The sequence below is a fragment of the Priestia sp. AB genome (assembly GCF_028369225.1).
In the GTDB taxonomy this organism is placed as follows: Bacteria; Bacillota; Bacilli; order Bacillales; family Bacillaceae_H; genus Priestia; species Priestia megaterium.
This window is the reverse complement of sequence record NZ_JAQMYN010000003.1, coordinates 391,594-416,644: the sequence shown is the minus strand read 5'-3', so window position 1 is coordinate 416,644 and position 25,051 is coordinate 391,594. Positions and strand designations below refer to the sequence as shown.

Genomic DNA, 25,051 nt, shown 5'->3' with positions numbered 1-25,051 from the left:
TCTCCATGCCTTTTGACGTTATCCATTCATTAAATTTTTTCCTTGCTCGTAATAGCTATTCATCACCTCAGCTGGCACCATACTGCCTCCAGTTGACCATACAAGGTGAGTAGCTTTTGACATATCGTTTTCTAGTGCTTGCGCTTGTATATATGAAGACCCGCTTTCCATCAGGTGAAGAGGTCCTTGTAAACCAGCCGCTGCTGAAGGTTCTATATACATATTTTCACGATTGGCTAGCTCATAAATAAATCGGAAAAGCTGATCATCTTCTACAGTATAAATTCCGCTAATAAGCGATTTTATCGTTTCGCCTACAAAGCTAGATGGCCTTCCTACGGCTAGTCCATCGGCAGCTGTTACGTTATCAAGTCCAATATCCGTAACGGAAATGCCATCATGCAGCTCGGTCATTAATCCAAGCAGCATGCAAGGGGAGTGGGTAGGTTCAGCAAAAAAGCAGTGAACGTGATCCCCGTATATTGCTTTTAATCCAAACGTAATACCGCCAGGACCTCCGCCTACTCCGCAAGGTAAATAGACAAATAAAGGGTGTTCGGCGTCTACTTGAATCCGCAGCTCGGCTAGCTGCTTTTTCAAACGTAAAGCCGCAACGGAATAACCAAGAAATAAATCTCTAGACTGCTCATCGTCGATAAAATGACAGGCGGGGTCTGCTTCGGCTTGCTTTCGTCCTTCTTCCACGGCTTTTCCGTAGTCAGACTGATATTCAATAACGGTTACGCCTTTCGAACGAAGCAGATCTTTTTTCCATTTCTTCGCATCGGCTGACATATGGACGGTGACGTTAAAGCCGAGAGCGGCGCTTATAATACCAATGCTTAAACCTAAATTACCGGTAGATCCTACTGCAATAGAATAAGAAGAAAATAACTTTTTACATCGTTCTTCAGCTAGAAGAGCGTAGCTGTCTTCCTCGGTAAGCAGTCCTTCTTTGATAGCAAGACTTTCAGCAAATTTTAATACTTCATAAATACCGCCTCTTGCTTTAATAGAACCTGATATGGGAAGATCATGATCGCATTTCATCAGCAATGTCCCTTGCAGCTTGTTATTCATTTGTTGATTTAAATAGTCTTTCATGTGCGTAATTTCTTGAAGAGGTGATTCAATGATTCCTTTTGATGCTTTTAGCTCCGGAAAAGCGATTTGAAGAAAAGAAGAAAAGCAAGAAAGTCGCTCTTTTGCATCTTTTATATCTTTGGTATGCAAAGCAAGAGATGAAAATGCTTCTTGAGCAGGTTTTAAATAAGGATTTATCCAAAGTGTTTCCTGTTTATTGATTAAAGGTGTTAATAAAGGATATTCACGCATCCATGTAGCAAGGGGCTTTTGGTGAAATAAATGTGTCGTCATAAAGGCTCCTTTCTCAATATGTTATTTCCTTTATATGTATAGTATCAAGAATAAGAGAAGTTGAAAATGAAAATATCAAAAAGTAGAAAGCGCGCTTTAACTACCTCTTGTATACTAATAAACATAACCTATACAACTGCATAGAAAAAAGGAGAGGAATTTATGGCATTTTCAGGCGATGATAGCAGATGTCCTATCTGCGGAGAGAAAAATAACTGTGCTTCTGTGCAAGGCAGAGAAATAGAAAAGTGTTGGTGCATGCAGAAAGTTTTTACTTCTGATCTGTTTAAACAAATTCCTTTAGAAAGCAGAGGAAAAGCGTGTGTATGCGTCAAATGCGTTGGGAGACAGAAGAAAGAAGGTGAGGATTAACGTGAAAAAAGGAGTTATTTCATATGGTGAGGCATTTATTGATTATATTGCTAAAAACGAATTTAACACCAGCTTTGACCCTTTTTTAGGAGGCACAACGGTTAATATAGCAGTCGGAGTTCAGAAGTTAGGAGCAAAAGCATATTATATCTGCAAGTTAGGCAGTGATGAAACAAGTGATTTTGTAAGAAAGAAGATTTTAATTGAAGGAGTGAATCAAAGCGGCTGTGTAATATCGGAGATTAAAAAAGTTTGTGAAGTGTATGTACATAAAAGTAAAGAAGGAGATCGTTACTTCCATTCCTACATAGATTCTACACCTCATGAGCAAGTGTACAAACATGAGCTGCAGGAAGCTTTATTTGAGCAGGCAGCGATTTTTTATTTTGGATCAGGCACGTTGTTTCATCCGATTTCCCAGGAAACTACAAAAGAAGCTGTGAAGCTCGCAAAAAAACATCGTATGCTTGTAGCGTTTGATCCAAATATTCGAATGAAAAGATGGGAAAGTGAAGTAGCATGTAGAAATATCGTGACACCGTTTTTGTCCGAAACAGACATTTTGAAAATCTCTCAAGAGGAGCTCCTATTTTTGATGAATTCAACAGACCTGACAGAAAGCCTAGAAAAACTGAGAGCGTATCATATTCCGTACGTATGGGTCACTCAAGGAGAAAATGGCGCAGTAGCTGTTACTGCAAATCAAGCGCTTCATGTGAGTGCAAATGAAGTGCAGGCGATAGACACGACGGGAGCGGGTGATGCATTTATGGCAGGAATTCTCTGGTGTATTCATGAAAAAGGATTACCTGAAAGTGAGGAGTCACGGAAGCAGTACACAATGTTTGCCAACGCGTTAGGTGGAGCAGTTTCGGCGAGATACGGAGGAATGATTTCACTGAAAGCAAAAGATGTATCTAGTATAAAAGCAGGTAGCTGATAGCTACCTGCTTTTGAACGTTTATTATTTAAAAAATGACAGTATAATCATCAGGGCAAAAATAATCGTAAGATGGTTCAATGAGAACACAAACATTAAAGTAGCCCATTTTGTATCTTCTAATTTTTTAAATCCAACAATCCCAAGAAGCATCCACACTAGTGTTAAACCGAACATTGTAAATGCGATAATTTTACTAAACGATAAAAATAAGAAAGATGCCGCTAGTAAAATCACTAGGTATACAAGCGTTTGGACTTTGGAACGACGGATACCTTTTACTACAGGAAGCATTGGTACACCTGCGGCTTTATATTCCTCAAGTCTTCTAATCGCAATAGCGTAGAAGTGAGGAGGCTGCCATAAAAACATAAATACAAACAATCCAATTGCTACCGGATGAAATAAGTCTGGTGAAATAGCGGCCCAGCCAATGATTGGAGGCATAGCTCCAGAAATACTTCCGACTTCGGTATTATAAATGGTTGTACGTTTTGTAAGCATAGTATAAGGCACTACATAAAAGAAAAATCCTAAAATACCCATAATGGCGGCCATGTTAGAAACTAAAAATAAAATACCTACACCGATAACAAATAAAGCCAGTCCTAACCATAGAGCAAATTTAGGGTTGACCGCTCCTGTTACCGTCGGTCTGTCTTTCGTACGTTTCATGATTGCATCAATATCACGGTCATAGAAGTTATTAACTGCCCCAGCTCCTCCTACGACAAAGGATGTCCCAATTAAAGCCAAAATAATGATAGGAATTTGTGTCACAAAGCTTAAGTCATTAACAGCAATTGCGAGACAAAGCCCAGCAACCATTCCTAGTGAGTTCGATTTAATAATCCCAGTTTTTATAATAGCACTGATTACTTCCCGGGAAAAATACTGATTGATAGGAAGTGATTCCTTTGTGATAACTTCGGTATTTTTCACAGCAATTCTCCTTTTTGAGCTTATTCCTACATGAATAAACCTAATCTTTATTAATCAACTAAACTATTTTAACAAAAAAATATCGTAATTACATCAAGGTTGCTCGTAAAATTTGTTAACATTCCTTGAACTTTTTAAAAAAAACAAAGAAAAATGTCGAATTACCAATTAAAAATAAGTACATCCTTTATTATAAGATAAAAATGGAATGCTTAAAAATGAAAATTTTGACTATCTGGTGAACTTTTAACGAGCAAGAAACTCGAACTTAATCGTACCATATTTATTGGTAATTGCAATCACATAGTATGTGATGAAAGAAAAGATGTGGTACATTAAAGAAAGAACTAATAAGTTTGTTTACTATGTCTTATTCACAAGGAGGATATATGATGCCAGATAAATATGCTAGCTTCTCTGAACTTGCCTCTCATGAAGTATACAACCAAGACTACAAAATTCAATTCGAAATCAGACCTTCTAACATTATTATGCTTGCGATACACGGCGGAGGTATCGAAACTGGAACATCCGAACTTGCTGTTGGGCTAGCAGGAAACGAATACTCGTATTATATATTTGAAGGGTTAAAGAAAGCAGGAAATGCCGATCTTCATATCACATCCACTCATTTTGATGAACCTCATGCGCTAACTATTATATCGAAAGAAGACTATGCCGTATCTTTTCATGGATACAATGATAAAAATAAAAAACACACTAAAATCGGCGGTGCTGACAAGGCATTAAGATCCAAAGTGTATGAAGCGCTTGTTTCTAAAGGTTTTAGTACAGAAATTTTATCAGATCAAGACCCTTTTTCCGGTACAAGCCCTAGAAATATAACCAATAAAACAGCTAGGCAGATGGGTGTGCAAATTGAGATAAGTAAAGCGCAAAGAGAAGCTTTTTTTGCAACTAACACGAGAAATGAACGTAAAAATTCGAAAACCCAAGAATTTTTTGAGTATATATCAGCTATTAGAAGTGCATTTCCTCTTAGATAAATCAGATACGTTATAGTATTTATTAAACAGGTTAGATTTATTACGGACATGTTTGTGGTATACATATAGTAACTACATATACTGGAGGAGATAATGATGAAAACATTTGACCAAGAAGATACCTTAGAACGTCTTAAAGCCTCTTATCGATATTTAAAAAGCGTAGACGTACGGGGAATCAGCATATTAGATGATCAAAAGCGAGCGGAAGCTGTGCAGTTAATCGAAGAGATTGGTCTTAAAATATCAGAAATGCGTGTGAAAGTAGAGTGAGAAAGAAGGGCATCTGTCCTTCTTTCTCTTTTTCAACAACTATAAACAGGAGATTGGCCATGAATGAGCAATATTATGACGCTTTATTAAATATAAAAACAACGGGAGAACAAAAGGGATTCAACGATTCATTTCATTACCATCGTTATGAACCCACGCCTTATAGTGCATTAGAAACCCTTTTCACTCAGTATGAGCTAACAAGCAGTGATAGAATTGTCGACTTCGGATGTGGAAAAGGAAGGCTGAATTTTTATGTGAACTACCTGTGCAATACCACCGCTGTAGGGATAGAAATGAATGAACATTTTTATGAGCAGGCCATAGATAACCAGAGGCGCTATTTGAAAAAAGCCAAGGGCCGCAAACATCCTATTCATTTTCAGTGTTGTTTAGCCCAGGAATATAAGATTCATCCACTAGACAACTGCTTTTATTTTTTTAATCCTTTTTCAGTTCAAATCTTTATCCAAGTAGTGAACAATATTTTGCTTTCGTGGGAAGAGAATAAGCGCGAGATTGATTTGATTTTATATTATAGTTCGGAGGATTATCTTTATCATCTCGAAAAACACCCTTCTTTTATTTTAAAAGAAGACGTAATGCTGCCAGAGTTGGATCGTAAAAACCCATATGAACGGTTTTTGATTTATAAAGTAGCTTATTAGGACGACTTATTTACTGTTTGATAAAGCTGTATCTTGACGGTTCTATTTAACAAATCAGCAGGAGGTGGAAAAGACCTGCTGATTTTTTATTTATAACTTTTTAGAAATTAAATCATAACACTTTATCATGTAAGCGCTTTCTGCTATAATGAAACTAGGTTGGATAGCATGCGTGGCTATCGGTGTACTCAGCGCAGGCGGGGCTAGTACAGAAAGAGAAGGCTACATACAAGTTAATAAACATTTAGTGGATAGAAATAAGAACTCTCAAAAACAAATTTATTAATTTGTATGCTAAATCGTAAATTAACAAAAACGGCACTTATGATAAGGTTTTAGAGAAAAGAATCCAGCATAATATACTGTATAAGCAATTTTTTTACTCTAAAAAAGGGTAAAGAAATTGCTTATTTATTTTTAAATAAGTGCACAGCTGTTCAGATTTGTTTTGAGATATCTAGCGTTAGTGTATAATAGTAACAAGTATGAAAAGTTGACATTGTTAATTGATTAAAGGGGATTTAAAAATGAGTGAACTAAAAATAGATGATGTAGCGAAGCAAAGCGGTTTAACAAAACGTACGATTCGTTATTATGAACAAATTGGACTGATGCCAGCACCTCCAAGAAGTGAAGGTGGATTTCGTCTGTACACCGAAGAACATGTAGAATTCTTAAAGAAAATTACGAATGCCAAAGAAGTCATGGGTTTTTCACTTCAAGAATTACAGGAATTTCTTGCTTTAAGTGATACTCTTGAAATACAAAAGATGGATTATAGGCAAGTGAAAGGAACAAGTCAACAAAAAGAAAAGTTAGAGCAAGTGTTACATACGGTAGAAGAGCAGCTCAAGCTGATTGAACAGAAAAAGAAAAATATCTTAAAAGTAGAGTCTGACCTTCTGTCATTGAGAGATCGTGCTAAGACTGCAATTGTAAAATTTGAGCAGGAAGAATCATAAAAAGCAGGCGCATTCACCAGAAGAGTGCGTCTGCTTTTACGGTTTTTATAGGGCATTCATTTATGATTGTGAAGTGTTTTCTTCTAGCTGTACCCCTAAAAGAAGTAAAATAGCCTGTATTCCATCGGCTTTTCCACTGTGAAAGCTTCTTGTTTCAGCATCCAAAGCTTCATTTACAGATTCCATCATATTTGATTCGTACAAGTCTAAAATTAATTGTTTTCCTTCCGGACTCAAATGCAGCTGCCCGCGTTCCTTCATTTTAAACTTCAACTTCTTCAACTCCCTTTCCCATAATACTATCAGTATACAAAAATAATAACATTTACGTAAACGTTAATTTTTGTATATGGACAGAAGAACGTATTGAATATAGGTACTAAGTGAGGTGAGAGATACTGATTATCCTTTGCTTGTTTTAATGTTTGTCAGCTTATAGCCGCAAGCTGAGCATGTATAGATAACGTTTTGATTGGACTGAGCAGTTAAAACGGTAGCAAGCTCTTTTTGAGAATGACAGTTAGGACAAATAACAACAGGGGATTTCATGTGATTTTCTCCTTTTCTTTTTCATAGTCAAATTTTATTTTATGTAAAGTTTAATCAAATATCCTGTGTGCTATCAAAAATGACAGAAGACATGTAAAAAAGCATTCTCGCTCAAAAGAAACGGGAATGCTTAAGGTGAGTTTAAAATCCGTCCTGGCTTGCTGTAAATGGAATGTTAAGTCTTCTTTCTACATTGCGTAAGCGCTGATTTAATCTGTTTATACGATCAGTATGTCGCTCCACAACACGATTTAAACGAGTAATTTCTCTGACTTGCTCCTCATTTTGTCTCTCAAGGGCACGAATTCTTCGTTCAAATCCTCCAAGATTTTGAAGCTGCTGTCTTTCATCGTATTCTTCATGCTGTGGTACGTAAGGGGGATAGTATTGTTGAACTGAGTAATCAACTTGCTGAGGAATGTATCCAGGGTTGAAATAATAAGGGTTCATTAGGGCACCGCTCCTTTTACATAGTAATTTCAAATCAAACACGATATAACGTATGCGAAGATAAGAAAAATGCTATGGGCACATACCTAAAGACATTCTGTATTTAAAAAGGAAAGTATTTTTAAAAGTCAAAAGGAGATAGCCGGTCCTTTCTTGAATATGCAAAATAGAAAAGCTTCTTTTTTAGACACTTTATTTAAGAAAGAGGGAAAGTGACCGATGGCTCAAGGAAAACAAAAACCAGCACCTAAAATAGAAGAATCAAAAGCTCCGCCTGCAAAGAAACAAAAGTCGAAGAGCCGAAGCACTAAAAAAGCGGAGCCTCCTACATCGCCCTGGGTAAAAGCTGCTTCCATTTTATCTAACATTGATTTCATTCGTTTGTTTCGAGTGCTGTTTCTTGCTTTAGTGGTTGCTTTTATTGTGTATCAATATATTTTACTTACAAAGGGAATCTTCATCAAAACATATGCGGCCCTTTGGCATCATCACAAAATGCTCTTGTTGGCTGGAGCTGCATTCATTACCTATACTTCTTTCGTTTTTTACCTTGGCTACCGCACCGCTAAAAAACGGTAGAACTGCTCTAGGGGGCGGATAGCATCTATTCTTTGAGCAAACCTTATATGTATATCAGCATAGAGGGGGGAAGAAACATGGACAAGCAGCGAGCAAAACAAATTGCTGATTCACCCGTTATGGTTAACGTTACGTATAACGATACGGCCGTTTATATTCAACATGTAAGCGAAGAAAATGATACGGTAAGAATTTATCCGCTAGGTCAGCCGGAAAATGAACAAAATGTTTCCATGAGCCGATTAGTAGAGAATTAAGGTGGATAAATAGAGCTGGTTTTTCAGTTAAATAAAAGCCAGAGAGCTATGTTGTACTCTCTGGCTTTTATTTATTCTTCCCATTTCTTACTGTTGATTTTCTCAATAATCCCGTGCAAATCACCAGGCTTATGAAACTCAATCGGAGACGCGCCTTTTTCAAACAGAATCGATTCTGCTTCAATTAACGCCACGTAGCGTCCGTTTACTTTCGCTAAGTGAATATTTTCCCCGAAATCAGCTAACAGCCCTTTAATCTCTGTTTCGCCAAGCTTCATTTTAAGCTCCGCATCAGGGGTATGCTCGACGATATGAGCAGCAGCTTCCATGACTTGATGGGTATCTAAACGTTCTTGAAGCTCACGCTTTTCACTTGTTGCCCACAGTTCCATATCTGATTCAAACTGTTCGAGTTCTACGCTTTCTGCTTCAAACGTTTCGCTGACGTGTTCACGCACCATATCCATCACTTGTGTTTTCATAATCTCGGGCATCGGCTCGTTGTAGTCAATGAATTTCAAGAAATCTTCAAAGTAACGAGCGTGAGAGGCTTGGTGGATGACAAGTTCACTTTCTTCGACCATTCCTTCTTCAGGCATGTAGGGGTATTGAATAGATTTCATGTTTTTAGTAGTAATCGCCATTTCTACGTGGCGAATAAGGGTTGATTCATCTGAAATTGAAGCCACTTTTGGTTCGAAGTCACATTTTAAAATAAACACAAAAGCATGATCAAAATATTTTCTTGGAACAGCAGATACAACTAAAAATGCTCCTCCTCGAACGGCTGCAGTATCAAGGTATGCATTGATAAACTGTTCGCTATTTTCTTCAAATTCTTCTTTGGTTGTGGCAAAACGAGTGCGGTGAAATAAATTATAATTAGGGTTTGAGTCGAGAGCGTGTCCTGGTTCAACTATAAAATACCCGAGCTTTGTAGGCACTTGTTCTGCTTTAGGGTGTCGCTCTACTTTGCGCTTTACAATTTTTTTAAATTCACCGTCTAAAAAATCTTTAATGGAACTTTCTTCATATTCTTCCGTATCAAGCGTTTGAAAATGCTTATATTGTTTAGAAGCCTGTTCTTCTTTTCCTTCTACTCGTATTACGTAAAATGATAAAAAATTAATTTTAAAATCCATAGCAGTCACCTTGTTTCTTTTTAGTCAGTTACTTCAGTATAAGAAAGAGTCCGGTAAGCGTCAATGCCTGTTAGCTTTAAGGGAAAAGAAGATCTATTTATAGAATTGATCAGCTGAGAAATAGTGTATAAAGCAAAGAATAAGAGAGGCAGGGGGCCTCTCTTATTTATACTGCTCCAACCGTTCAAAAAAGGTTTTGACAAACTTATAAAAAATTTTATCAGAAGGTGCTAAATCACGATTTCGAGGAATAATCATCCCGACTGTACGCTGAAGCTGCGGCGTATGAATAGGGAGTTTAGTCGTAAAACGAGGAGTCGTTTCAGACACTGTGCTTTCAGGAAGAAGCGTGACGCCAATTCCTGCGGATACAAGACCTTTAATCGCATCTAAATCTTCTCCTTCAGATGAAATATTGGGCATGAATCCTGCTTGTTTGCAAGCGTCAAAGGCCATTTTATGTAAAATGAATCCTTTTGGAAACAGCACAAAATTTTCATTTCTTAAATCCCGCAGCCGGATGTTATCCCGTTCAGCGAGCGGATGATGAGAAGGAACAAGGGCTAAAAGATTTTCAGTGAATAGAATATGGCCTTCTATACTTTGGTCCTCTACAGGTACAGGGCCTAAAAAAGCGATATTAATATCTCTTTTTTTAACCGATTCAATTAAAAACTTGTACGAACCTTGTCTAAGATGAAAAGCAACATTTGGGTGTTCTTCTTTAAAGGCTGATATAATAGTAGGAAGAAGGTGACTAGCAAGGCTTGTGGGAAATCCGATTTTAATCGTTCCTCTTTCGGGATCCAGGTATTCATCAATTTGTTCTTTCGCATAGTCAATAGCTTTCATAGCCGTCTCCGTATGCTCAAGAAAGACTTTTCCTATTGCTGTTAACTTGACATTTCTTCCTTCGCGTTTGAATAAACTAACACCTAGCTCAGACTCCAGGTTCGCGATTTGACGGCTGATCGCTGATTGAGCTACATGCAGATATTCTGCCGCCTCAGATACGTGTTCTCTTTTTGCAACTTCCATAAAATAGCGTAATTGACGCAGTTCCATAAGCATCCTCCATCTATATATATCAAAATTAGATTAGTTTTATCTAAATTATATATTGTTTATATTGATTTGAAAACTTACAATGTAAACAGGTGATCTTAAAAAGATAAAGAAAACGAACGGGGGAGAAGAAGATGACATACAATCAAATGCCAAAAGCTCAAGGTCTCTACCGTCCTGAATTTGAGCACGATGCATGTGGAATCGGACTATACGCTCAATTGAAAGGCGTAGCGTCACATGATATCGTTAAAAAAGGACTAAATATGCTTTGCCAGCTTGACCATCGAGGCGGACAGGGAAGCGATCCGCTAACAGGAGATGGAGCTGGATTAATGGTACAAATTCCACACGCGTTCTTTAAAAAGACATGCGTTGAATTGAACTTGCCAGAAAAAGGTCGTTATGGAGTTGGAATGATCTTTTTCTCAAATAACGAAGACGAGCGCCGAGAAATCGAAGCTTATATTAATAAATTAATTGAAGAAGAGGGACAAACGTTACTAGGTTGGAGAAGTGTACCTGTAAATGTCGGAAAAATCGGAAAAGTTGCAAAAGAAAGCTGTCCGTACGTACGACAAGTATTTATTGGGGCGAATGACAGTATTCAAGATGACTTAGCGTTTGAACGCAAGCTGTATGTTATTCGCAAGCAAGCGGAAAATTGGGCGCAGGCGCGTCAGAACCGTTTTTATTTCACGAGCCTTTCAAGCAGAACAATTGTGTACAAAGGGTTATTAACGCCTGAGCAAGTTGATGCTTTTTATCTTGACCTACAAGATGAAGACTTTACTTCAGCGTTTGCTTTAGTGCATTCTCGCTTTAGCACAAACACGTTCCCAAGCTGGGAAAGAGCACATCCAAACCGTTATTTAATTCACAACGGTGAAATCAATACGCTTCGCGGTAATCAAAACTGGATGAGAGCGCGTGAACAGCAGTTTGTTTCGGAAGCATTTGGTAAGGATTTGCCGAAGGTTCTTCCAATTTTAGATGCTGAAGGAAGCGACTCATCCATGTTAGATAATGCGCTAGAGTTCTTTGTATTGGCCGGCCGCAAGCCAGCGCATGCAGCGATGATGCTTATTCCAGAGCCTTGGTCTGAGAATCCGCACATGTCAAAAGAAAAACGTGCTTTCTATGAGTATCATAGCGCATTAATGGAGCCATGGGATGGTCCGACTGCTATTTCGTTTACGGATGGAAAGCAAATCGGTGCTATTTTAGACCGTAACGGTTTACGCCCAGCTCGCTATTATGTTACAAAAGATGATTACATCATACTTTCATCAGAAGTAGGCGTCATTGATGTTGAAGATGAAAATGTGTTATATAAAGATCGTTTAAGTCCAGGTAAAATGCTTCTAATCGATTTAGAGGAGGGCCGAATTATTTCAGACGAAGAAATTAAATCTGAAATGGCACAGGCTGAGCCTTATCAAGAGTGGTTAGATGAACAGTTGGTAACATTGCCCGAAGTGCAAGGAGAAAAATCTGAATACTTCGATGATTTGGTTATTCGCCAGAAGTCATTTGGCTACACGTATGAAGATATTCATAAATATTTAGTTCCAGTTATTACAGAAGGAAAAGATCCGCTTGGTTCAATGGGTAACGATACTCCATTAGCCGTGTTGTCCGATCGACCTCAATCGCTGTTCAATTACTTTAAGCAGCTGTTTGCTCAAGTAACGAATCCACCGATTGATGCTATTCGTGAACAGTTGGTTACATCGACAATGACATTGCTTGGTGCAGAAGGGAATTTACTGCATCCAACCAAAGAAAACATTCATCGAATTCAGCTTGAGACGCCGGTTTTAACAAACGATCAAACTCATCAGCTGAAGTCTGCCATTCATCCAGATTTCAAAAGTGCCGTTATATCTGCTGTATTTACAAATGATTTAAAAGCAGATCTTGATCGCATATTTACTGAAGCTGAAGCGGCAATTAACGCAGGTGCTAGCATTCTTGTTCTGACAGACCGTGAAGCGGGAGCTCAATCTGTAGCTATTCCAGCTTTATTAGCGGTCAGCGGGCTGCATCAGCACCTAGTGCGAAAAGGAAACCGTACAAAGGCGAGCATTGTAGTGGAAACAGGAGAAGCGCGTGAAGTGCATCATTTTGCAGCGCTTATTGGTTACGGCGCAGACGCAATTAATCCATATCTTACTTTTGCAACATACCAAAATGAAATTAACGCAGGTACGTTGAACGTATCATATGACTATGCTGTTGAGAAATATGTAAAAGCCGTTACTGAAGGTGTCGTAAAAGTAATGTCTAAAATGGGTATTTCAACGGTGCAAAGTTATCGCGGCGCACAAATTTTTGAAGCAGTTGGAATCAGTGCAGAGGTTATCGAGCAATATTTTACAGGTACTGCCTCGCAGCTTGGCGGTATTGGTTTAGATGTTATTGCAAAAGAAGCGAAAACACGTCATGACAATGCTTATATTGAATCAATTGAGCAAACGTTAGAGTCAGGAAGCGACTTCCAGTGGAGGCACACGGGCGAGCATCATGCGTTTAATCCAAAAACAATTCACACGCTGCAGTGGGCTTGCCGTAAAGGAGATTACAGCTTATTTAAAAAATTCTCTGAATCGGCTAATGAAGAACGCATCGGTTTCTTGCGCAATCTGTTCTCGTTTAATGGATCGCGTTCATCTATCTCCATTGATGAAGTGGAATCAGTTGATTCGATTGTAAAACGTTTTAAATCAGGTGCTATGTCGTTTGGATCTTTAAGTCAAGAAGCTCATGAAACATTAGCGATTGCGATGAACCGTTTAGGGGCACGCAGCAACAGTGGAGAAGGCGGCGAGCATCCTAGCCGCTACACTCTGGATGAGAATGGAGATAATCGCCGCAGTGCGATTAAACAAATCGCTTCTGGGCGTTTTGGGGTGAAAAGTCACTACCTTGTGAATGCAGATGAGCTTCAAATTAAAATGGCACAAGGTGCAAAACCTGGAGAAGGCGGTCAGCTTCCAGGAAACAAAGTATATCCATGGGTGGCAGATGTGCGTGGGTCAACGCCAGGAGTAGGCTTAATTTCACCTCCTCCACACCACGATATTTATTCGATTGAAGATTTAGCGCAGCTTATTCATGACTTGAAAAATATAAACCGTGATGCACGAATCAGCGTCAAGCTCGTTTCAAAAGCAGGTGTAGGAACGATTGCTGCCGGAGTAGCAAAAGGAGTAGCGGATGTTATTGTCATTAGCGGTTACGACGGAGGTACGGGAGCATCTCCAAAAACAAGTATTAAACATACTGGACTACCGTGGGAACTTGGCTTAGCAGAAGCTCATCAAACACTTATGTTAAATGGTCTTCGTGAAAAAGTAGTGCTTGAAACAGACGGGAAATTAATGACGGGTAAAGATGTAGTCATGGCAGCACTTCTAGGAGCAGAAGAGTTTGGTTTTGCTACGGCGCCTTTAATTGTTTTAGGCTGTATCATGATGCGTGCGTGTCACTTAGATACATGCCCAGTTGGAGTGGCGACGCAAAATCCAGAGCTTCGTAAAAAGTTCCTGGGAGAAGCGGACCACATCGTTAACTATATGAAATTTGTTGCACAAGAAGTGCGCGAAATTATGGCTGAACTTGGATTTAAAACAGTGGATGAAATGGTTGGACGTACAGACGTATTAAGCGTTAGCGAACGTGCAAAAAATCACTGGAAGGCTCAGCACTTAGACTTAACAACTCTTTTATATCAAGCTGAAGGTGTACGTACCTTTAAAACACCTCAAAATCATAAAATTGACGAATCTCTTGATATGCAAAAGATTTTGCCTGCGGTACAGCAAGCAATCGAGCATAAGTATCAAGTCGAGTTAGAACTTCCAATTTCTAATATCAACCGTGTAGCTGGAACAATTGTGGGAAGTGAAGTTACAAAACGTTACGGTGAGAAAGGTCTGCCAGAAGATACGATTACTCTTCGATTCACTGGCTCAGCAGGACAAAGTTTTGGTGCGTTTGTTCCAAAAGGAATGTCTATGTATCTAACTGGAGATGCAAATGATTATATCGGAAAAGGTTTATCAGGAGGTAAAATCATTGTTGCTCCACCTAAGGAAACAACAGCTGTGTCAGGCGAGAATGTTATCGTTGGGAACGTTGCATTTTACGGTGCAACAAGCGGTGAAGCCTATGTTAGCGGGCTAGCAGGGGAACGTTTTGCAGTTCGTAACAGCGGTGTGAACGTAGTGGTTGAAGGAATTGGCGATCACGGCTGTGAATATATGACTGGCGGACGTGTTGTCGTATTAGGCGATGTAGGTAAAAACTTTGGTGCAGGAATGTCAGGCGGTATTGCTTACGTATTTGCCGATGATCAAGAAGCATTCAAAAACCTTTGCAATAAAGACATGATTGGGTTTGAGGGCTTAAAAGGCGAAGAAGCAGAAGAAGTAAAAGAGATGGTTTCAAATCATCTGAAATATACGAACAGTCATAAAGCAGCATTTGTCTTGGAAAATTGGGAACAATCACTTTCAAAATTTGTAAAAGTGATTCCGAATGATTATAAACGCATGATGAATCGCATTGAAGAGCAAAAGGCAGCTGGACTAACGGAAGAAGAAGCAGCTATGAGTGCGTTTGAGGAAAATGCAAAACAAGAAAAGAAAGCATCGGCAAAACAACAAGAAGCGGTAGCTCAGTAAGAAAGGGGAGAGTACGATGGGAAAACCAACAGGATTTATGGAAATCAAACGTGAAAAAGGGAAGGAACGTGACCCGTTAAAACGTTTAGGTGATTGGAAAGAGTATGCTGCTCCTTTATCTGATGAAGCGCTAAGCCGTCAAGGGGCACGATGTATGGATTGTGGCACACCTTTTTGCCACATGGGAATGGATATTAATGCTTTTACTTCTGGATGTCCAATCTATAACTTAATTCCAGAGTGGAATGATTTAGTTTATAAAGGACGCTGGAAAGAAGCTTTAGAGCGTTTAATGAAAACGAACAACTTCCCGGAGTTTACAGGACGAGTTTGTCCTGCTCCGTGTGAAGGTTCCTGTACGCTTGCTATTTCAGATCCAGCGGTTTCGATTAAAAATATCGAACGCGCTATTATTGATAAAGGCTTTGAGAATGGGTGGATTACTCCGCGTATTCCGGAGAAAAGAACAGGCAAAAAAATTGCTGTTATCGGCTCTGGGCCAGCAGGCTTAGCAAGCGCAGATCAGCTGAACCAAGCGGGTCATTCAGTAACGGTATATGAAAGAGCAGATCGTGCTGGCGGTTTATTAACATATGGAATCCCGAATATGAAGCTAGATAAAGAAGTAGTGGAAAGACGTGTTCGCTTATTGACGCAAGAAGGTATTGATTTTGTAACGAATACGGAAGTTGGAAAAGACATTACTGCTGAAGAGTTAAAAGAACAATATGATGCTGTAATTTTGTGTACAGGGGCTCAGAAGCAAAGAGATCTAGTACTAGAAGGTCGTGAAGCAAAAGGAGTTCACTTTGCAATGGACTACTTAACAACTTCAACAAAAAGCCTTTTAGACTCTAACTTCAAAGATGGTCAATTTATTGATGCTGAAGGAAAAGACGTTATTGTTATTGGAGGAGGAGACACTGGAGCTGACTGTGTAGCTACTGCTCTTCGTCAAAAATGCCGCAGCGTTGTTCAGTTTGGTAAACATCCTCAGCTTCCTGCTGAACGTACGGCAGATAATATGTGGCCTGAATATCCACATGTATTTAATCTTGAATATGCTTATGAAGAAGCACAGGCGAAATTTGGGGACGATCCACGTGAATATTCAATTCAAACGAAAAAAATCGTGGCAGATGAGCAAGGCAATCTAAAGGAACTTCATACGGTGCAAATGGAAAAAGTAAAAGGTGAAAATGGACAGTACATCTTTACCGAAATTCCAGGAACAGAAAAAGTATGGCCAGCTCAGCTTGTCTTTATTGCGATTGGATTTGAAGGGCCAGAGCATCCGGTTCTATCAGCGTTTGGTGTTGAAACGAAAAATCGTCGCGTAGATGCAGCGTATGGAAATTACAAAACAAATGTTGAAGGTGTTTTTGCTGCTGGTGACGCTCGTCGTGGGCAAAGTTTAATCGTATGGGCTATTCATGAAGGTCGTGAAGTAGCTAAACAAGTTGATAGCCATCTAATGGGAGCAACTGTATTACCATAACAAAAAACCGTCACAATTGTGGCGGTTTTTTGTTTATCTAGGATTTGGAACTTCATTTCCTCTACGTAAATTCTCAAATGAAACGGTTAAAATCGTGTTGGTAATTCGAACCTGTGAAGCGGGGGAGACGCTGTATAAGTTAAAAAGTTCAAATATCCAGGGGTCACGTTTTTTTAACTGTCGCGCGGCTTTTTCAACGCGTTCGTTAATAGATCCGCTGTAATTGTTATAGTTATCATCAACAAATCTTACAATGGAACGAAATAAGTATTCTGTTAGTTTGCTATCCATCCCGCCTCGTTGAGCATCTCTGTAGATGGACTGATACTGTCGTTTTAAAATTTTCATCACTCTGTCTACATCGCGTGTAGATCTAACTTCCTCTTCTTCATGCAGGATATAAGAAAATAAGTCTTCATTGTATCTATAAGGTTCTAAATAATTTTCATTCGTAGTAGGAACTACTGGATGGTAGTAGCGCGGCATATAGGGGTAAACCCATTGACTGTACATGAAACATTCACACCTTCCTCGTTCATTTCCCATTAGTTTATGCACGAGCGTGCTAGCTGCTGCATGTTTGTTTTAAATAAAATTTAGGAGTTTGATAATAGGACCATCCTCTAAATTCTTGATAAGTCGATATAAAATAAATGTAAATCGGTGTATTTAGCAAGTCGGGATAATGTTGAAAAAACGCTTGGTCTCCGTAAAATATTGCTTCTAAAGCAAGGGGGAGTTCACGACGGAAAATCTGATAACGAAGCTGCGCTTGCTCGCGGCTGAACTCGCCTCCGCTAACAAAAACTTCGCCTTGAATAACTGCTTGTCGGTCTGTTACGTGAAGAGCAGCTAGTACTTCATCACGCATATTTTTATCTATCGCCTTGTTGTTATATGAGCATCCGATGCTTAAAAAAAGCTGACCGGTTGTATCAGAATGAGTAAGAGTATATTTTCTTCCGGAAACCGGATAGGAGGAAGTAGCAGGTGGAATAAGAGTCGTAGAAAGTTTTGAAGAATTAAACGAACTCATAGTCATTGACACTCCTTTTTTTGAATAAATTTCAATATTATACGGCGCTATGGGCTAAGTTGTGATAAATGTCTACTTTCTTTCTGTAAGAAAGGCGTTTTGATGTACTTTTTGAGAAAGGGATGGTAATATTTAACTAAAATTATGCATGTATAGTCCCCAAGAGTGTCTTCAAAAGCAAATGTGAATGGAGGTTATCACTTGAATATCACAACGTTTGACGGTAAGTATGGAAACTGGCTAACGACTAAAAATCCTCTTCAATTTCAAGCAGCGACTGCCTATGGGAACATTGGGCTGGCTCCTATCTATTGGGGAACAAAAGAAGAAAAAAATGGATGGTATTACATGTATCAGCCTGAAGAAATAACGGGCGTTCAAGTAGAAGGTGAAGTTGATGGTGGTAAATTTCTCATTCGAATTCCTGATGATTGGAATGGAAAGTTAGTTATGTCAGGAGTCCCAGCTACCCGAGATGAGAAATCAACGGATTTACTATTCAGCGACTATGTGTTGGCAAAAGGGTTTGCGTTTGCTGCTTCTGATAAAGGAACTCAGGGAGAAGAAGTGAGAGATGATCCATTTGCTAAAGCAAAGAACGCTCTAGTGAAAGAAGAAGACTCCATTAGAAAATGGCATATTCAATACCGAGAAGTGGCAAAAATAGCTCAGAGATTTTTGTTTGAAAATTATCGTCACAAACTTCAAAAAGAAGTGACAGAATATTTTGATATAAAAACGTATGCGTTAGGTATTTCTAACGGGGGTTATGTTGTTCGCTATGCTTTAGAAAACGATGGAAAAAATGGAGAGCCTCAGCTTTTTAATGGAGGCGTTGAATGGGAAGGGGTTATGTGGCGAGCTGATCACGATAACTTGATTACTTCCTTAACACCTGTTGTAAATCATGCCGAAGAAGCACTGTACACCGTAGGTGAATCGCAAAAAGAAGCTTTGCACCGTTTGTATCAAGCAGGGTTGCCAAAAGGATCTGAGTTTTTATGGCCATATCATGACCAGTATTATTGGTTTTTAACGCTTAATATATATAGAGATGAGTTTGACAGTCAAGCACCTGGAAGCATTCCATGGCAAAAATACTTGACTCTTTTTGAAAACGGAGTTAGAGATCGTTCGTTAGATTCTATTTTTGAAAAGTATGATTATCAAGAAAGACCGCGAGATGTAAAGCAAAGAGTTCGTGAAATTGAAAATACAGGTGATATTTCCGTTCCGTTGATAAGTATTACAGGGTCGTTAGATGCTCTTATTTTTCCGGGTATTCATGCTTATCCTTATGAACAACTGGTAAAAGATTCTGGTAAGCAGCACCTTCATCGTCACTATGTAATTGAAAATGGCAACCACATTGATAGCTTAGTATGGAATCATCAAATTGACCCAGATCGAAAGCTTCAGCCTCTCCTGCCTTATGTGTATCAAGGATTTGAACTGCTATGTGATTGGGTGGAGAATTTTGAAGAACCTCCGAAAAATAAGAAAATAAGTGCGCCTCTCAAGGAAATGCATGTAAAAGATCTAAAAACAGAGGAAGACGTGCTGCCGTTGACTACAAAGAAAAGCATATCAACGGAAAAATAAATCGTTCAAAACCGTGCCGAAGGTGCGGTTTTTAATTTGGAAAAGCAATGTTTGAATAAAAACACCTTTGGTGAATACAAAATATTATAGTACGATAAGAACGGAATATACGTTATTTGTTATTTATTTTCATCTATTTAAAATAAAAATAATAAAAACATTGAACAAAACCGAACTTTTGTGTTAGATTAATAACTATAATTCGTACATTTATTAAATGGCTACAGTTGAAAGGAGCAAAAAACATCATGACAGCGAAAGTAATTAAAGGAAAAGAAGTAGCGCAAGAACTGCGCGCCGCATTAAAAGAAGAGGTAGCTCAATTAAAAACAAAAGGTATCGTTCCTGGTTTAACCGTGATTTTAGTAGGAGAAAATCCTGCTTCGCAATCATATGTAAAAGCAAAAGCAAAGGCTTGTGAAGAAATCGGTGTTGCGTCTGAAATTATCAAACGTGACGTATCGATTACTGAAGAAGAGCTTTTAAACGAAATCCATCACTTGAATGGAAATCCATCTGTTCATGGTATTCTTATTCAACTTCCATTACCAAAACATATTGATGAAAAAGCAGTATTAAATGCTGTATCTCCTAAAAAAGATGTAGATGGCTTCCACCCGGTAAGCGTAGGGAATATGGTTATTGGCGATGAGTGCTATTTACCATGTACACCACACGGTATCGTTGAGTTAATTAAACGTTCAGGTGAAGAAATTTCAGGTAAGCATGCGGTAGTAATTGGACGAAGCAATATTGTTGGTAAACCAGTATCCATGCTGTTACTTCAAGAAAGTGCAACGGTAACAATTGCTCACTCTCGCACAAAAGATTTATCTGCTTTAACAAAACAAGCTGATATTCTTGTGTCAGCTGTAGGACAACCTAGACTTATCAAAGCAGATGATATTAAGCCGGGTGCCATTGTAATTGATGTAGGTAACACAATGGAAAATGGTAAACTCGTTGGTGATGTTGATTACGAAGCGGCTTTAGAAGTTGCAGGTTATATCACACCAGTACCAGGCGGAGTTGGTCCGATGACCATCACAATGTTATTAAAAAATACGGTAGACGCTGCTAAAACAATTAACAACGTAAAATAATAAAAAGTAAAAAAAAGGCTGAGACAAAGGTATTTTCGTTGAATGAAGATCCGAATGAGTTTGATTCTTGATTGAGAATCAAACTCGTTCGGATTTTTTCATTGATAAAGTCAACATAGGTTTCATGTATGGAGGTGCTTCCAGCTGGTGATTGGAGGGCAAGGCGAAGACTTCCGCGGAAAGCGAAATCTTGCGCGGAAATCAATAGCGGTGTTACAAGCGACAATACTAGAGAATTTATCCAGTTTGTTCGTCTTTAGGTTGGATTGATTTCGTTATGTCTGAATCTTTTTTTGCTTCAGTAATGGAATGGAGGCTAACAGAATAGAATGTAACAACCTGTATACAAAGAGGGGGAAGCGATGGTTACGTTGCCTGCAACCGTATATTCTCAACAAATGGTGAAGAAAAAGTTAAACGTTTACTATCCAGTTGTATATTTGACTAATCAAGCTGTTCAGCACAGCATGAACAGTAAAATTTTGCAGAGCACGAATGAATTAATTCGTCAGCAGGGATATGGAGAAAATCCGGATACAGAAGAAACGGGTTATTATGAGTTGAAAACAAACGAGCGAACTGTGCTCAGCTTAACACTTGTCAATTTTGCTTATTCCGGGGGAGCGCATGGATTGACCGTGGTCGTTCCGTTAACGTTTAATGTGCTGACTGGAAAAACGTATCAACTCAAAGATCTATTTAAAAAAGACAGTAATTACGTGAGCATTCTTTCTAAAATAGTAGGAGAGCAAATAAAAGAGCGCGATATTATGGTTCTTGGAGAATATAAAGGAATTAAACCAGATCAAGATTTTTATATCGCCGACAAATCACTTGTACTCTTTTATCAGCTGTATGACCTGGCTCCTTACGTATATGGAATTCCTTACTTTCCTATTTCTATCTACGCTATTCAAGATATTATTGAAGATGAAAGTCCACTTGGCCAAATGTTTGGATAAAGTTATAAAAAATTGCGGTGCGGCCGTACGTATCTTTTTAATTCGGCCGCTAACTGCTGACGAAGCGAACGAACGCTAATCGCTTCAGCAATATCTTTTGCTACAGGAAATACCCCAATATTAGTGATATGAACACGAAGGTAACCCTCATACAAGCATCCTCGGTCCGCATGCTTGATTTTGGTGCGTACAACAGCTTCTATTTTATCGTTTTCATTTTGCAAAGGGTAAGAGTCTGTAATATGAAAACGAAAAGAATATTCCTCCATCACCATCATCCTTTTTTCTATGATATGTACTAGCATACTATACAAATAGTGAATCAGAAAAAATAAATGTGTCAAAAAGACAAAGCGCAAAGCAATCAAGGAAGCAGTTTCCTGTATGTAATGATCCTTATTTGTGAACGATAACAGAAAAAGACAAAAAGCTGGAGTTGCGATGATAAAAATAGCAGTCAAAGGATTACTTATTATTTTATCTCTATATATTCTGTATGTGGTTATAGCCGCGGTGGTTCTCTTTTATGTACCTTTAAAAACAGGAGAGGAAACGACCTCAATTAAACCGGCTAGCTTTTTTGGTCACAGGGAGTCTACGGATCGAGTGAGGCTTCTTGAAGATGGTTATGAGGCAGGAAGAGTTCGTATTCAAATGATTCAAGAAGCTGAGAAATCGATTGATATTGCTTATTACTCAATAGGAAAAGGAGAGTCAACTGATTTAATTATGGCCGCTCTTTTTAAAGCAGCTGATCGAGGCGTCCATACTCGCGTTCTTTTAGATGGGATAGCTAACGGCTTACGGGGAAATCGAAGAGGCGTGCTCTATGCATTAGCCTCACATCCTAATATTGAAGTGAAGTATTACGAACCTCTTCAATTGTTTAAACCTTGGGCGTGGCAAAATCGTATGCATGACAAAATAATGATTGTAGACGGAGAGCTAGGCATAATAGGAGGACGGAATATAGGGGACAAATATTTGGCTAAAAAGCCTCCTCCAGATTTCGTCTATGATCGTGATGTCTTTATTACAAACAGCAAACATAAACAAGATAGCGTTATCACTCAAATGCAAAATTATATAAATGAATTATGGGCTCATCCTTACACTAAAAAAGCTTTTCATCATCTCACGCAGTACCAGGTCGATCAGGGAAAGAGAATGAAAGCTTTGCTGCTGCAGCAATATGATAAAGCTAAGCAAGTAGGAGAAACGTTTGCGACGCCTAAGATTGATTGGAATGCTTCCACCGTTCCTACAAAGCGTGTTTCTTTTATTCATAATCCAATTGAACGCTTTAATAAAAGACCTTTTATGTGGAAAACGTTTATTAACCTGGCAGAAGGAGCTAACCGCTCTGTTCTTATTCAGAGTCCTTATGTGGTGCCAACCAATGCGATGAGAAAGTATATAGCAATGAAAAAGAATCCAGCTGTTCAATGGACGCTACTCACAAATTCAGTTACATCTACGCCCAATGTGTTGGCTTTTTCCGGGTATATAAGTATGCGTGATAAGATTATGAAGACAGGTGTAAAGCTTTACGAATACCAAGGACCTTATTCCATCCATGCAAAGTCTGTGATTTATGATCAAAGACTGAGCGCCGTAGGCTCTTTTAATTTAGATTCTCGTTCTACATTTTTGAATAATGAATCAATGGTCATTATCGATAGTCAAGAATTTGCAAAAAAGTTGACGATGGCGATGGAAAACAAAATGGATAAAAGCATCCTTATTGCCAACCATAAGCGATGGATTAAATCTCCTGACATCCAAAAGAAAGAAGAACCTGTTATGAAGCGAACCTTCCTATACGCCCTTGCAAAAGTGACGAGGTTTTTTAAGGAATTTATTTAAACAATCGGCAGTAGAACAAAAAGCATCCAATGGTATATCCATTGAGTGCTTTTTGTTACATATCTTATAAATAAGTGAATAAATAAACTTATCACATAACGTAAATTATCCTCTTTTATTTGTTGGAAAAACTAGGTAGTATAAACATAATAAACAAAAAGGAGGAAGGCACGTGGAGACCGCCGTTTTAATGAAACCAGATGCAGCTTATAAAGAGGCTTATATGAGCTTTTATCATGAATGGAAAGCAAGCGAAGAAAAAATGATTCCGTGGGTAATTGCTAAAGATCCTGCTTACTTTGAAAAAATGGTTCAAGAGTTGTTAGATGCAGAAAAAGGGATCGGATTAAAAAAAGGATATGTACCCGATTCCACCTACTGGCTAATGCATCACAAAAAAGTAATAGGCGTAGTTAATATCCGCCATGAGCTAAGTGAAATACTGAGAAACAGCGGAGGACATATAGGCTATGGTATTCGGCCGAGCGAAAGACAAAAAGGATATGCGAAGCTGCTACTGAAGTTATCTCTTCAAGAAATTAAAAAGCTGGGAGTTCAACGGGCATTAGTTGTGTGTGATGATTGGAACACTGCTTCTCGTCGAACTATTCTGGCAAACGGTGGTATACAAGACGAGGATTATATAGAAGAGGACGGAGCTGTCGTTCAACGCTTTTGGATTCATACGGATAAAATGGCATAAGAAAGAGGTGAATTCTTCAATTCTCCTCTTTTATGCTTAGTCATATTGTTTTAAAGCTAACTTCAGCCGCATATAGGTATACATGGCGTATGCCTGTCTTCCTTTTAAACTGTACGGATTTGCTTTGGAGCAAAGACAGTCAAGGAATTGCTCATCACATGAGCGGCATGATCCGTAATCTTCATAGCATAAATCATGGTATTTACAGCAGCAGTCTACATCATTTACAGGACAGCCGGGCCCACTGCAGCCGGGACCACACCATTTATAGCCGGGGAAGAGGCAGGGCGTGGCTTTCCTTTTGTTCGGAACAGACATAATCATACATCCTTTTCAATAGTCTCTTTACATTAAATGCAAGAAAGAGAAAAGAGACAGGGACAAACACCTTGCAGCAGCAGCCTAATTTTTATAAATTTCTATTTAATCGATAAATGCGTCATTCATCCGCATTAGTAGTTTGCCAAACAGCTCCTTTTCTTCACTTGACCATTTTTTTAACATACTATGATAGCGTTCAAGGCGCATTTGTTTATCAGTTTGCAGCATGCGTTTTCCACGTGGTGTGATGTCAAATAGGCTGACGCGTCCATCCGAAGGATCAGAAGAGCGGGAAATAAGCTTTTTGTTTTCTAAAACAGCAGCTTGTCTAGACAGAGTTGAAATGTCGAGTTTAAATGCTTCTGCTAGCTCTTTTACACGAGCTGGTCCAAATTCATCTAATTGCCGCAATAATAAATAAGCTGATCTTTCTAGATTTCCTATTTTATTTTCAGAATTATCAAGATAGACGGCTCGTCTAATAAAGGTAGTAAGTTCATATTCAATCAATTCAATTGAATTTTTTTCTTGCATTATAATCTCTCCTTACAAAATCATTCATTGACAAAGAAATATATACTTGTATAATACAAATGTATATATAGTTGTATAGTACAAGTAAAAGTAAGTAAAGTAAAGTAAAGTAAAGTAAAGGATGTTTATATAGTTAAATGTTAGACAACATGACA

General features: G+C 38.6%; 28 protein-coding genes. 16 read left to right on the top strand and 12 right to left on the bottom strand.

Going from position 1 to position 25,051, the window contains the following annotated elements:
* Nucleotides 1-18 precede the first annotated feature (18 nt).
* Nucleotides 19-1,377: a D-serine ammonia-lyase gene (locus tag POF52_RS11785; RefSeq protein WP_271992803.1), complete on the bottom strand. Its 1,359-nt coding sequence runs from the start codon at nucleotides 1,375-1,377 to the stop codon at nucleotides 19-21.
* A 162-nt stretch (nucleotides 1,378-1,539) separates the two neighbouring features.
* Here POF52_RS11785 and POF52_RS11780 point away from each other — a divergent pair, with 162 nt between their 5' ends.
* On the top strand, nucleotides 1,540-1,749 hold the full coding sequence (locus POF52_RS11780) for a cysteine-rich CWC family protein (protein ID WP_026106566.1): 210 nt from the start codon (nucleotides 1,540-1,542) through the stop codon (nucleotides 1,747-1,749).
* 1 nt (nucleotide 1,750) lies between these two features.
* Nucleotides 1,751-2,689 (top strand): carbohydrate kinase family protein, encoded by a 939-nt coding sequence (locus POF52_RS11775; RefSeq protein WP_176584784.1) that lies wholly within the window; start codon nucleotides 1,751-1,753, stop codon nucleotides 2,687-2,689.
* 24 nt (nucleotides 2,690-2,713) lie between these two features.
* Here the strand turns inward: POF52_RS11775 and cyoE are convergent, their stop codons facing one another.
* On the bottom strand, nucleotides 2,714-3,631 hold the full coding sequence (cyoE, locus tag POF52_RS11770; protein ID WP_013056789.1) for a heme o synthase: 918 nt from the start codon (nucleotides 3,629-3,631) through the stop codon (nucleotides 2,714-2,716).
* Nucleotides 3,632-4,023: 392 nt separating this feature from the next.
* Here cyoE and POF52_RS11765 point away from each other — a divergent pair, with 392 nt between their 5' ends.
* The 4 genes from POF52_RS11765 to POF52_RS11750 all read left to right on the top strand — a co-directional run bounded on the left by POF52_RS11765 (nucleotide 4,024) and on the right by POF52_RS11750 (nucleotide 6,541).
* Nucleotides 4,024-4,638, top strand: a complete 615-nt coding sequence (locus POF52_RS11765) for a poly-gamma-glutamate hydrolase family protein (RefSeq protein WP_271992798.1) — start codon at nucleotides 4,024-4,026, stop codon at nucleotides 4,636-4,638.
* A gap of 93 nt (nucleotides 4,639-4,731) precedes the next feature.
* On the top strand, nucleotides 4,732-4,911 hold the full coding sequence (locus tag POF52_RS11760; RefSeq protein ID WP_129542313.1) for a hypothetical protein: 180 nt from the start codon (nucleotides 4,732-4,734) through the stop codon (nucleotides 4,909-4,911).
* A 59-nt stretch (nucleotides 4,912-4,970) separates the two neighbouring features.
* On the top strand, nucleotides 4,971-5,579 hold the full coding sequence (locus tag POF52_RS11755) for a methyltransferase (protein ID WP_176584782.1): 609 nt from the start codon (nucleotides 4,971-4,973) through the stop codon (nucleotides 5,577-5,579).
* A gap of 527 nt (nucleotides 5,580-6,106) precedes the next feature.
* Nucleotides 6,107-6,541, top strand: coding sequence for a MerR family transcriptional regulator (locus POF52_RS11750; RefSeq protein ID WP_013056794.1), 435 nt, complete (start codon nucleotides 6,107-6,109; stop codon nucleotides 6,539-6,541).
* Nucleotides 6,542-6,601: 60 nt separating this feature from the next.
* On the opposite strand, the gene POF52_RS11745 is transcribed toward POF52_RS11750, so the two are convergent.
* The 3 genes from POF52_RS11745 to POF52_RS11735 form a co-directional block, all read right to left on the bottom strand.
* Nucleotides 6,602-6,814: a hypothetical protein gene (locus POF52_RS11745; RefSeq protein WP_013056795.1), complete on the bottom strand. Its 213-nt coding sequence runs from the start codon at nucleotides 6,812-6,814 to the stop codon at nucleotides 6,602-6,604.
* 129 nt (nucleotides 6,815-6,943) lie between these two features.
* Nucleotides 6,944-7,090, bottom strand: a complete 147-nt coding sequence (locus tag POF52_RS11740; RefSeq protein ID WP_013056796.1) for a hypothetical protein — start codon at nucleotides 7,088-7,090, stop codon at nucleotides 6,944-6,946.
* A 141-nt stretch (nucleotides 7,091-7,231) separates the two neighbouring features.
* Nucleotides 7,232-7,540: a flagellar hook-associated protein FlgK gene (locus POF52_RS11735; RefSeq protein WP_013056797.1), complete on the bottom strand. Its 309-nt coding sequence runs from the start codon at nucleotides 7,538-7,540 to the stop codon at nucleotides 7,232-7,234.
* Between the two features lie 219 nt (nucleotides 7,541-7,759).
* Between POF52_RS11735 and POF52_RS11730 the strand changes: the two genes are divergently transcribed.
* Together POF52_RS11730 and POF52_RS11725 are read left to right on the top strand one after the other, a co-directional pair.
* On the top strand, nucleotides 7,760-8,119 hold the full coding sequence (locus tag POF52_RS11730) for a hypothetical protein (RefSeq protein ID WP_074895921.1): 360 nt from the start codon (nucleotides 7,760-7,762) through the stop codon (nucleotides 8,117-8,119).
* Nucleotides 8,120-8,196: 77 nt separating this feature from the next.
* Nucleotides 8,197-8,376, top strand: a complete 180-nt coding sequence (locus POF52_RS11725) for an H-type small acid-soluble spore protein (RefSeq protein ID WP_271992788.1) — start codon at nucleotides 8,197-8,199, stop codon at nucleotides 8,374-8,376.
* Between the two features lie 71 nt (nucleotides 8,377-8,447).
* Here the strand turns inward: POF52_RS11725 and POF52_RS11720 are convergent, their stop codons facing one another.
* Both POF52_RS11720 and POF52_RS11715 read right to left on the bottom strand, forming a co-directional pair.
* The gene (locus POF52_RS11720) at nucleotides 8,448-9,518 is read right to left on the bottom strand and encodes a DUF3900 domain-containing protein (RefSeq protein ID WP_271992786.1); all 1,071 of its coding nucleotides are present in this window, start codon (nucleotides 9,516-9,518) and stop codon (nucleotides 8,448-8,450) included.
* Nucleotides 9,519-9,680: 162 nt separating this feature from the next.
* On the bottom strand, nucleotides 9,681-10,583 hold the full coding sequence (locus POF52_RS11715; protein ID WP_029714063.1) for a LysR family transcriptional regulator: 903 nt from the start codon (nucleotides 10,581-10,583) through the stop codon (nucleotides 9,681-9,683).
* A gap of 134 nt (nucleotides 10,584-10,717) precedes the next feature.
* Between POF52_RS11715 and gltB the strand changes: the two genes are divergently transcribed.
* The gene (gltB, locus tag POF52_RS11710) at nucleotides 10,718-15,271 is read left to right on the top strand and encodes a glutamate synthase large subunit (protein WP_271992782.1); all 4,554 of its coding nucleotides are present in this window, start codon (nucleotides 10,718-10,720) and stop codon (nucleotides 15,269-15,271) included.
* A 16-nt stretch (nucleotides 15,272-15,287) separates the two neighbouring features.
* Entirely contained in the window at nucleotides 15,288-16,769 is a 1,482-nt protein-coding gene (gene gltD / locus POF52_RS11705; RefSeq protein WP_013082931.1) for a glutamate synthase small subunit, read from the top strand.
* A 33-nt stretch (nucleotides 16,770-16,802) separates the two neighbouring features.
* Here the strand turns inward: gltD and POF52_RS11700 are convergent, their stop codons facing one another.
* Together POF52_RS11700 and POF52_RS11695 are read right to left on the bottom strand one after the other, a co-directional pair.
* Nucleotides 16,803-17,282 carry a hypothetical protein gene (locus tag POF52_RS11700; RefSeq protein ID WP_016763905.1) on the bottom strand — a complete coding sequence of 160 codons (480 nt, stop codon included), beginning with the start codon at nucleotides 17,280-17,282 and terminating at the stop codon, nucleotides 16,803-16,805.
* A 52-nt stretch (nucleotides 17,283-17,334) separates the two neighbouring features.
* Nucleotides 17,335-17,805, bottom strand: coding sequence for a staygreen family protein (locus POF52_RS11695; protein WP_013082933.1), 471 nt, complete (start codon nucleotides 17,803-17,805; stop codon nucleotides 17,335-17,337).
* Nucleotides 17,806-18,006: 201 nt separating this feature from the next.
* Here POF52_RS11695 and POF52_RS11690 point away from each other — a divergent pair, with 201 nt between their 5' ends.
* The 4 genes from POF52_RS11690 (at nucleotide 18,007) to POF52_RS11675 (ending at nucleotide 21,472) form a co-directional block, all read left to right on the top strand.
* Nucleotides 18,007-19,407, top strand: coding sequence for an alpha/beta hydrolase (locus tag POF52_RS11690; RefSeq protein ID WP_271992778.1), 1,401 nt, complete (start codon nucleotides 18,007-18,009; stop codon nucleotides 19,405-19,407).
* Between the two features lie 248 nt (nucleotides 19,408-19,655).
* Nucleotides 19,656-20,510, top strand: coding sequence for a bifunctional methylenetetrahydrofolate dehydrogenase/methenyltetrahydrofolate cyclohydrolase FolD (folD, locus tag POF52_RS11685; protein WP_016763907.1), 855 nt, complete (start codon nucleotides 19,656-19,658; stop codon nucleotides 20,508-20,510).
* Nucleotides 20,511-20,657: 147 nt separating this feature from the next.
* Complete coding sequence (locus POF52_RS11680; protein WP_258356078.1) at nucleotides 20,658-20,780, top strand: hypothetical protein; 123 nt, start codon at nucleotides 20,658-20,660, stop codon at nucleotides 20,778-20,780.
* 92 nt (nucleotides 20,781-20,872) lie between these two features.
* Nucleotides 20,873-21,472: a DUF3298 and DUF4163 domain-containing protein gene (locus POF52_RS11675; protein ID WP_271992774.1), complete on the top strand. Its 600-nt coding sequence runs from the start codon at nucleotides 20,873-20,875 to the stop codon at nucleotides 21,470-21,472.
* A gap of 2 nt (nucleotides 21,473-21,474) precedes the next feature.
* On the opposite strand, the gene POF52_RS11670 is transcribed toward POF52_RS11675, so the two are convergent.
* Nucleotides 21,475-21,741: a diaminopimelate epimerase gene (locus POF52_RS11670; RefSeq protein ID WP_271992772.1), complete on the bottom strand. Its 267-nt coding sequence runs from the start codon at nucleotides 21,739-21,741 to the stop codon at nucleotides 21,475-21,477.
* Nucleotides 21,742-21,913: 172 nt separating this feature from the next.
* On the opposite strand from POF52_RS11670, the gene POF52_RS11665 reads away from it, so the two are divergent.
* Together POF52_RS11665 and POF52_RS11660 are read left to right on the top strand one after the other, a co-directional pair.
* Entirely contained in the window at nucleotides 21,914-23,338 is a 1,425-nt protein-coding gene (locus POF52_RS11665) for a phospholipase D-like domain-containing protein (RefSeq protein WP_271992770.1), read from the top strand.
* A 190-nt stretch (nucleotides 23,339-23,528) separates the two neighbouring features.
* Nucleotides 23,529-24,041 (top strand): GNAT family N-acetyltransferase, encoded by a 513-nt coding sequence (locus POF52_RS11660; protein ID WP_271993112.1) that lies wholly within the window; start codon nucleotides 23,529-23,531, stop codon nucleotides 24,039-24,041.
* Between the two features lie 36 nt (nucleotides 24,042-24,077).
* Here POF52_RS11660 and POF52_RS11655 read toward each other — a convergent pair whose 3' ends face one another.
* A complete protein-coding gene (locus POF52_RS11655) occupies nucleotides 24,078-24,359 on the bottom strand; it encodes a hypothetical protein (protein ID WP_074681570.1) in 282 nt (93 codons plus the stop codon).
* Nucleotides 24,360-24,464: 105 nt separating this feature from the next.
* Nucleotides 24,465-24,896: a MarR family winged helix-turn-helix transcriptional regulator gene (locus tag POF52_RS11650; protein ID WP_176584775.1), complete on the bottom strand. Its 432-nt coding sequence runs from the start codon at nucleotides 24,894-24,896 to the stop codon at nucleotides 24,465-24,467.
* Between the last annotated feature and the right edge of the window lie 155 nt (nucleotides 24,897-25,051).

Coding starts and splice junctions, on each gene's coding strand:
- POF52_RS11740 (WP_013056796.1), bottom strand. CDS start 7,090: ATGAAATCCCCTGTTGTTATTTGTCCTAACTGTCATTCTCAAAAAGAG.
- POF52_RS11670 (WP_271992772.1), bottom strand. CDS start 21,741: ATGGAGGAATATTCTTTTCGTTTTCATATTACAGACTCTTACCCTTTG.
- POF52_RS11785 (WP_271992803.1), bottom strand. CDS start 1,377: ATGACGACACATTTATTTCACCAAAAGCCCCTTGCTACATGGATGCGT.
- POF52_RS11715 (WP_029714063.1), bottom strand. CDS start 10,583: ATGGAACTGCGTCAATTACGCTATTTTATGGAAGTTGCAAAAAGAGAA.
- POF52_RS11660 (WP_271993112.1), top strand. CDS start 23,529: ATGAAACCAGATGCAGCTTATAAAGAGGCTTATATGAGCTTTTATCAT.
- folD (WP_016763907.1), top strand. CDS start 19,656: ATGACAGCGAAAGTAATTAAAGGAAAAGAAGTAGCGCAAGAACTGCGC.
- POF52_RS11655 (WP_074681570.1), bottom strand. CDS start 24,359: ATGTCTGTTCCGAACAAAAGGAAAGCCACGCCCTGCCTCTTCCCCGGC.
- POF52_RS11755 (WP_176584782.1), top strand. CDS start 4,971: ATGAATGAGCAATATTATGACGCTTTATTAAATATAAAAACAACGGGA.
- POF52_RS11730 (WP_074895921.1), top strand. CDS start 7,760: ATGGCTCAAGGAAAACAAAAACCAGCACCTAAAATAGAAGAATCAAAA.
- POF52_RS11780 (WP_026106566.1), top strand. CDS start 1,540: ATGGCATTTTCAGGCGATGATAGCAGATGTCCTATCTGCGGAGAGAAA.
- POF52_RS11700 (WP_016763905.1), bottom strand. CDS start 17,282: ATGTACAGTCAATGGGTTTACCCCTATATGCCGCGCTACTACCATCCA.
- POF52_RS11720 (WP_271992786.1), bottom strand. CDS start 9,518: ATGGATTTTAAAATTAATTTTTTATCATTTTACGTAATACGAGTAGAA.
- POF52_RS11735 (WP_013056797.1), bottom strand. CDS start 7,540: ATGAACCCTTATTATTTCAACCCTGGATACATTCCTCAGCAAGTTGAT.
- gltB (WP_271992782.1), top strand. CDS start 10,718: ATGACATACAATCAAATGCCAAAAGCTCAAGGTCTCTACCGTCCTGAA.
- POF52_RS11695 (WP_013082933.1), bottom strand. CDS start 17,805: ATGAGTTCGTTTAATTCTTCAAAACTTTCTACGACTCTTATTCCACCT.
- POF52_RS11675 (WP_271992774.1), top strand. CDS start 20,873: ATGGTTACGTTGCCTGCAACCGTATATTCTCAACAAATGGTGAAGAAA.
- POF52_RS11650 (WP_176584775.1), bottom strand. CDS start 24,896: ATGCAAGAAAAAAATTCAATTGAATTGATTGAATATGAACTTACTACC.
- gltD (WP_013082931.1), top strand. CDS start 15,288: ATGGGAAAACCAACAGGATTTATGGAAATCAAACGTGAAAAAGGGAAG.
- POF52_RS11765 (WP_271992798.1), top strand. CDS start 4,024: ATGCCAGATAAATATGCTAGCTTCTCTGAACTTGCCTCTCATGAAGTA.
- POF52_RS11760 (WP_129542313.1), top strand. CDS start 4,732: ATGATGAAAACATTTGACCAAGAAGATACCTTAGAACGTCTTAAAGCC.
- POF52_RS11725 (WP_271992788.1), top strand. CDS start 8,197: ATGGACAAGCAGCGAGCAAAACAAATTGCTGATTCACCCGTTATGGTT.
- POF52_RS11750 (WP_013056794.1), top strand. CDS start 6,107: ATGAGTGAACTAAAAATAGATGATGTAGCGAAGCAAAGCGGTTTAACA.
- POF52_RS11665 (WP_271992770.1), top strand. CDS start 21,914: ATGATAAAAATAGCAGTCAAAGGATTACTTATTATTTTATCTCTATAT.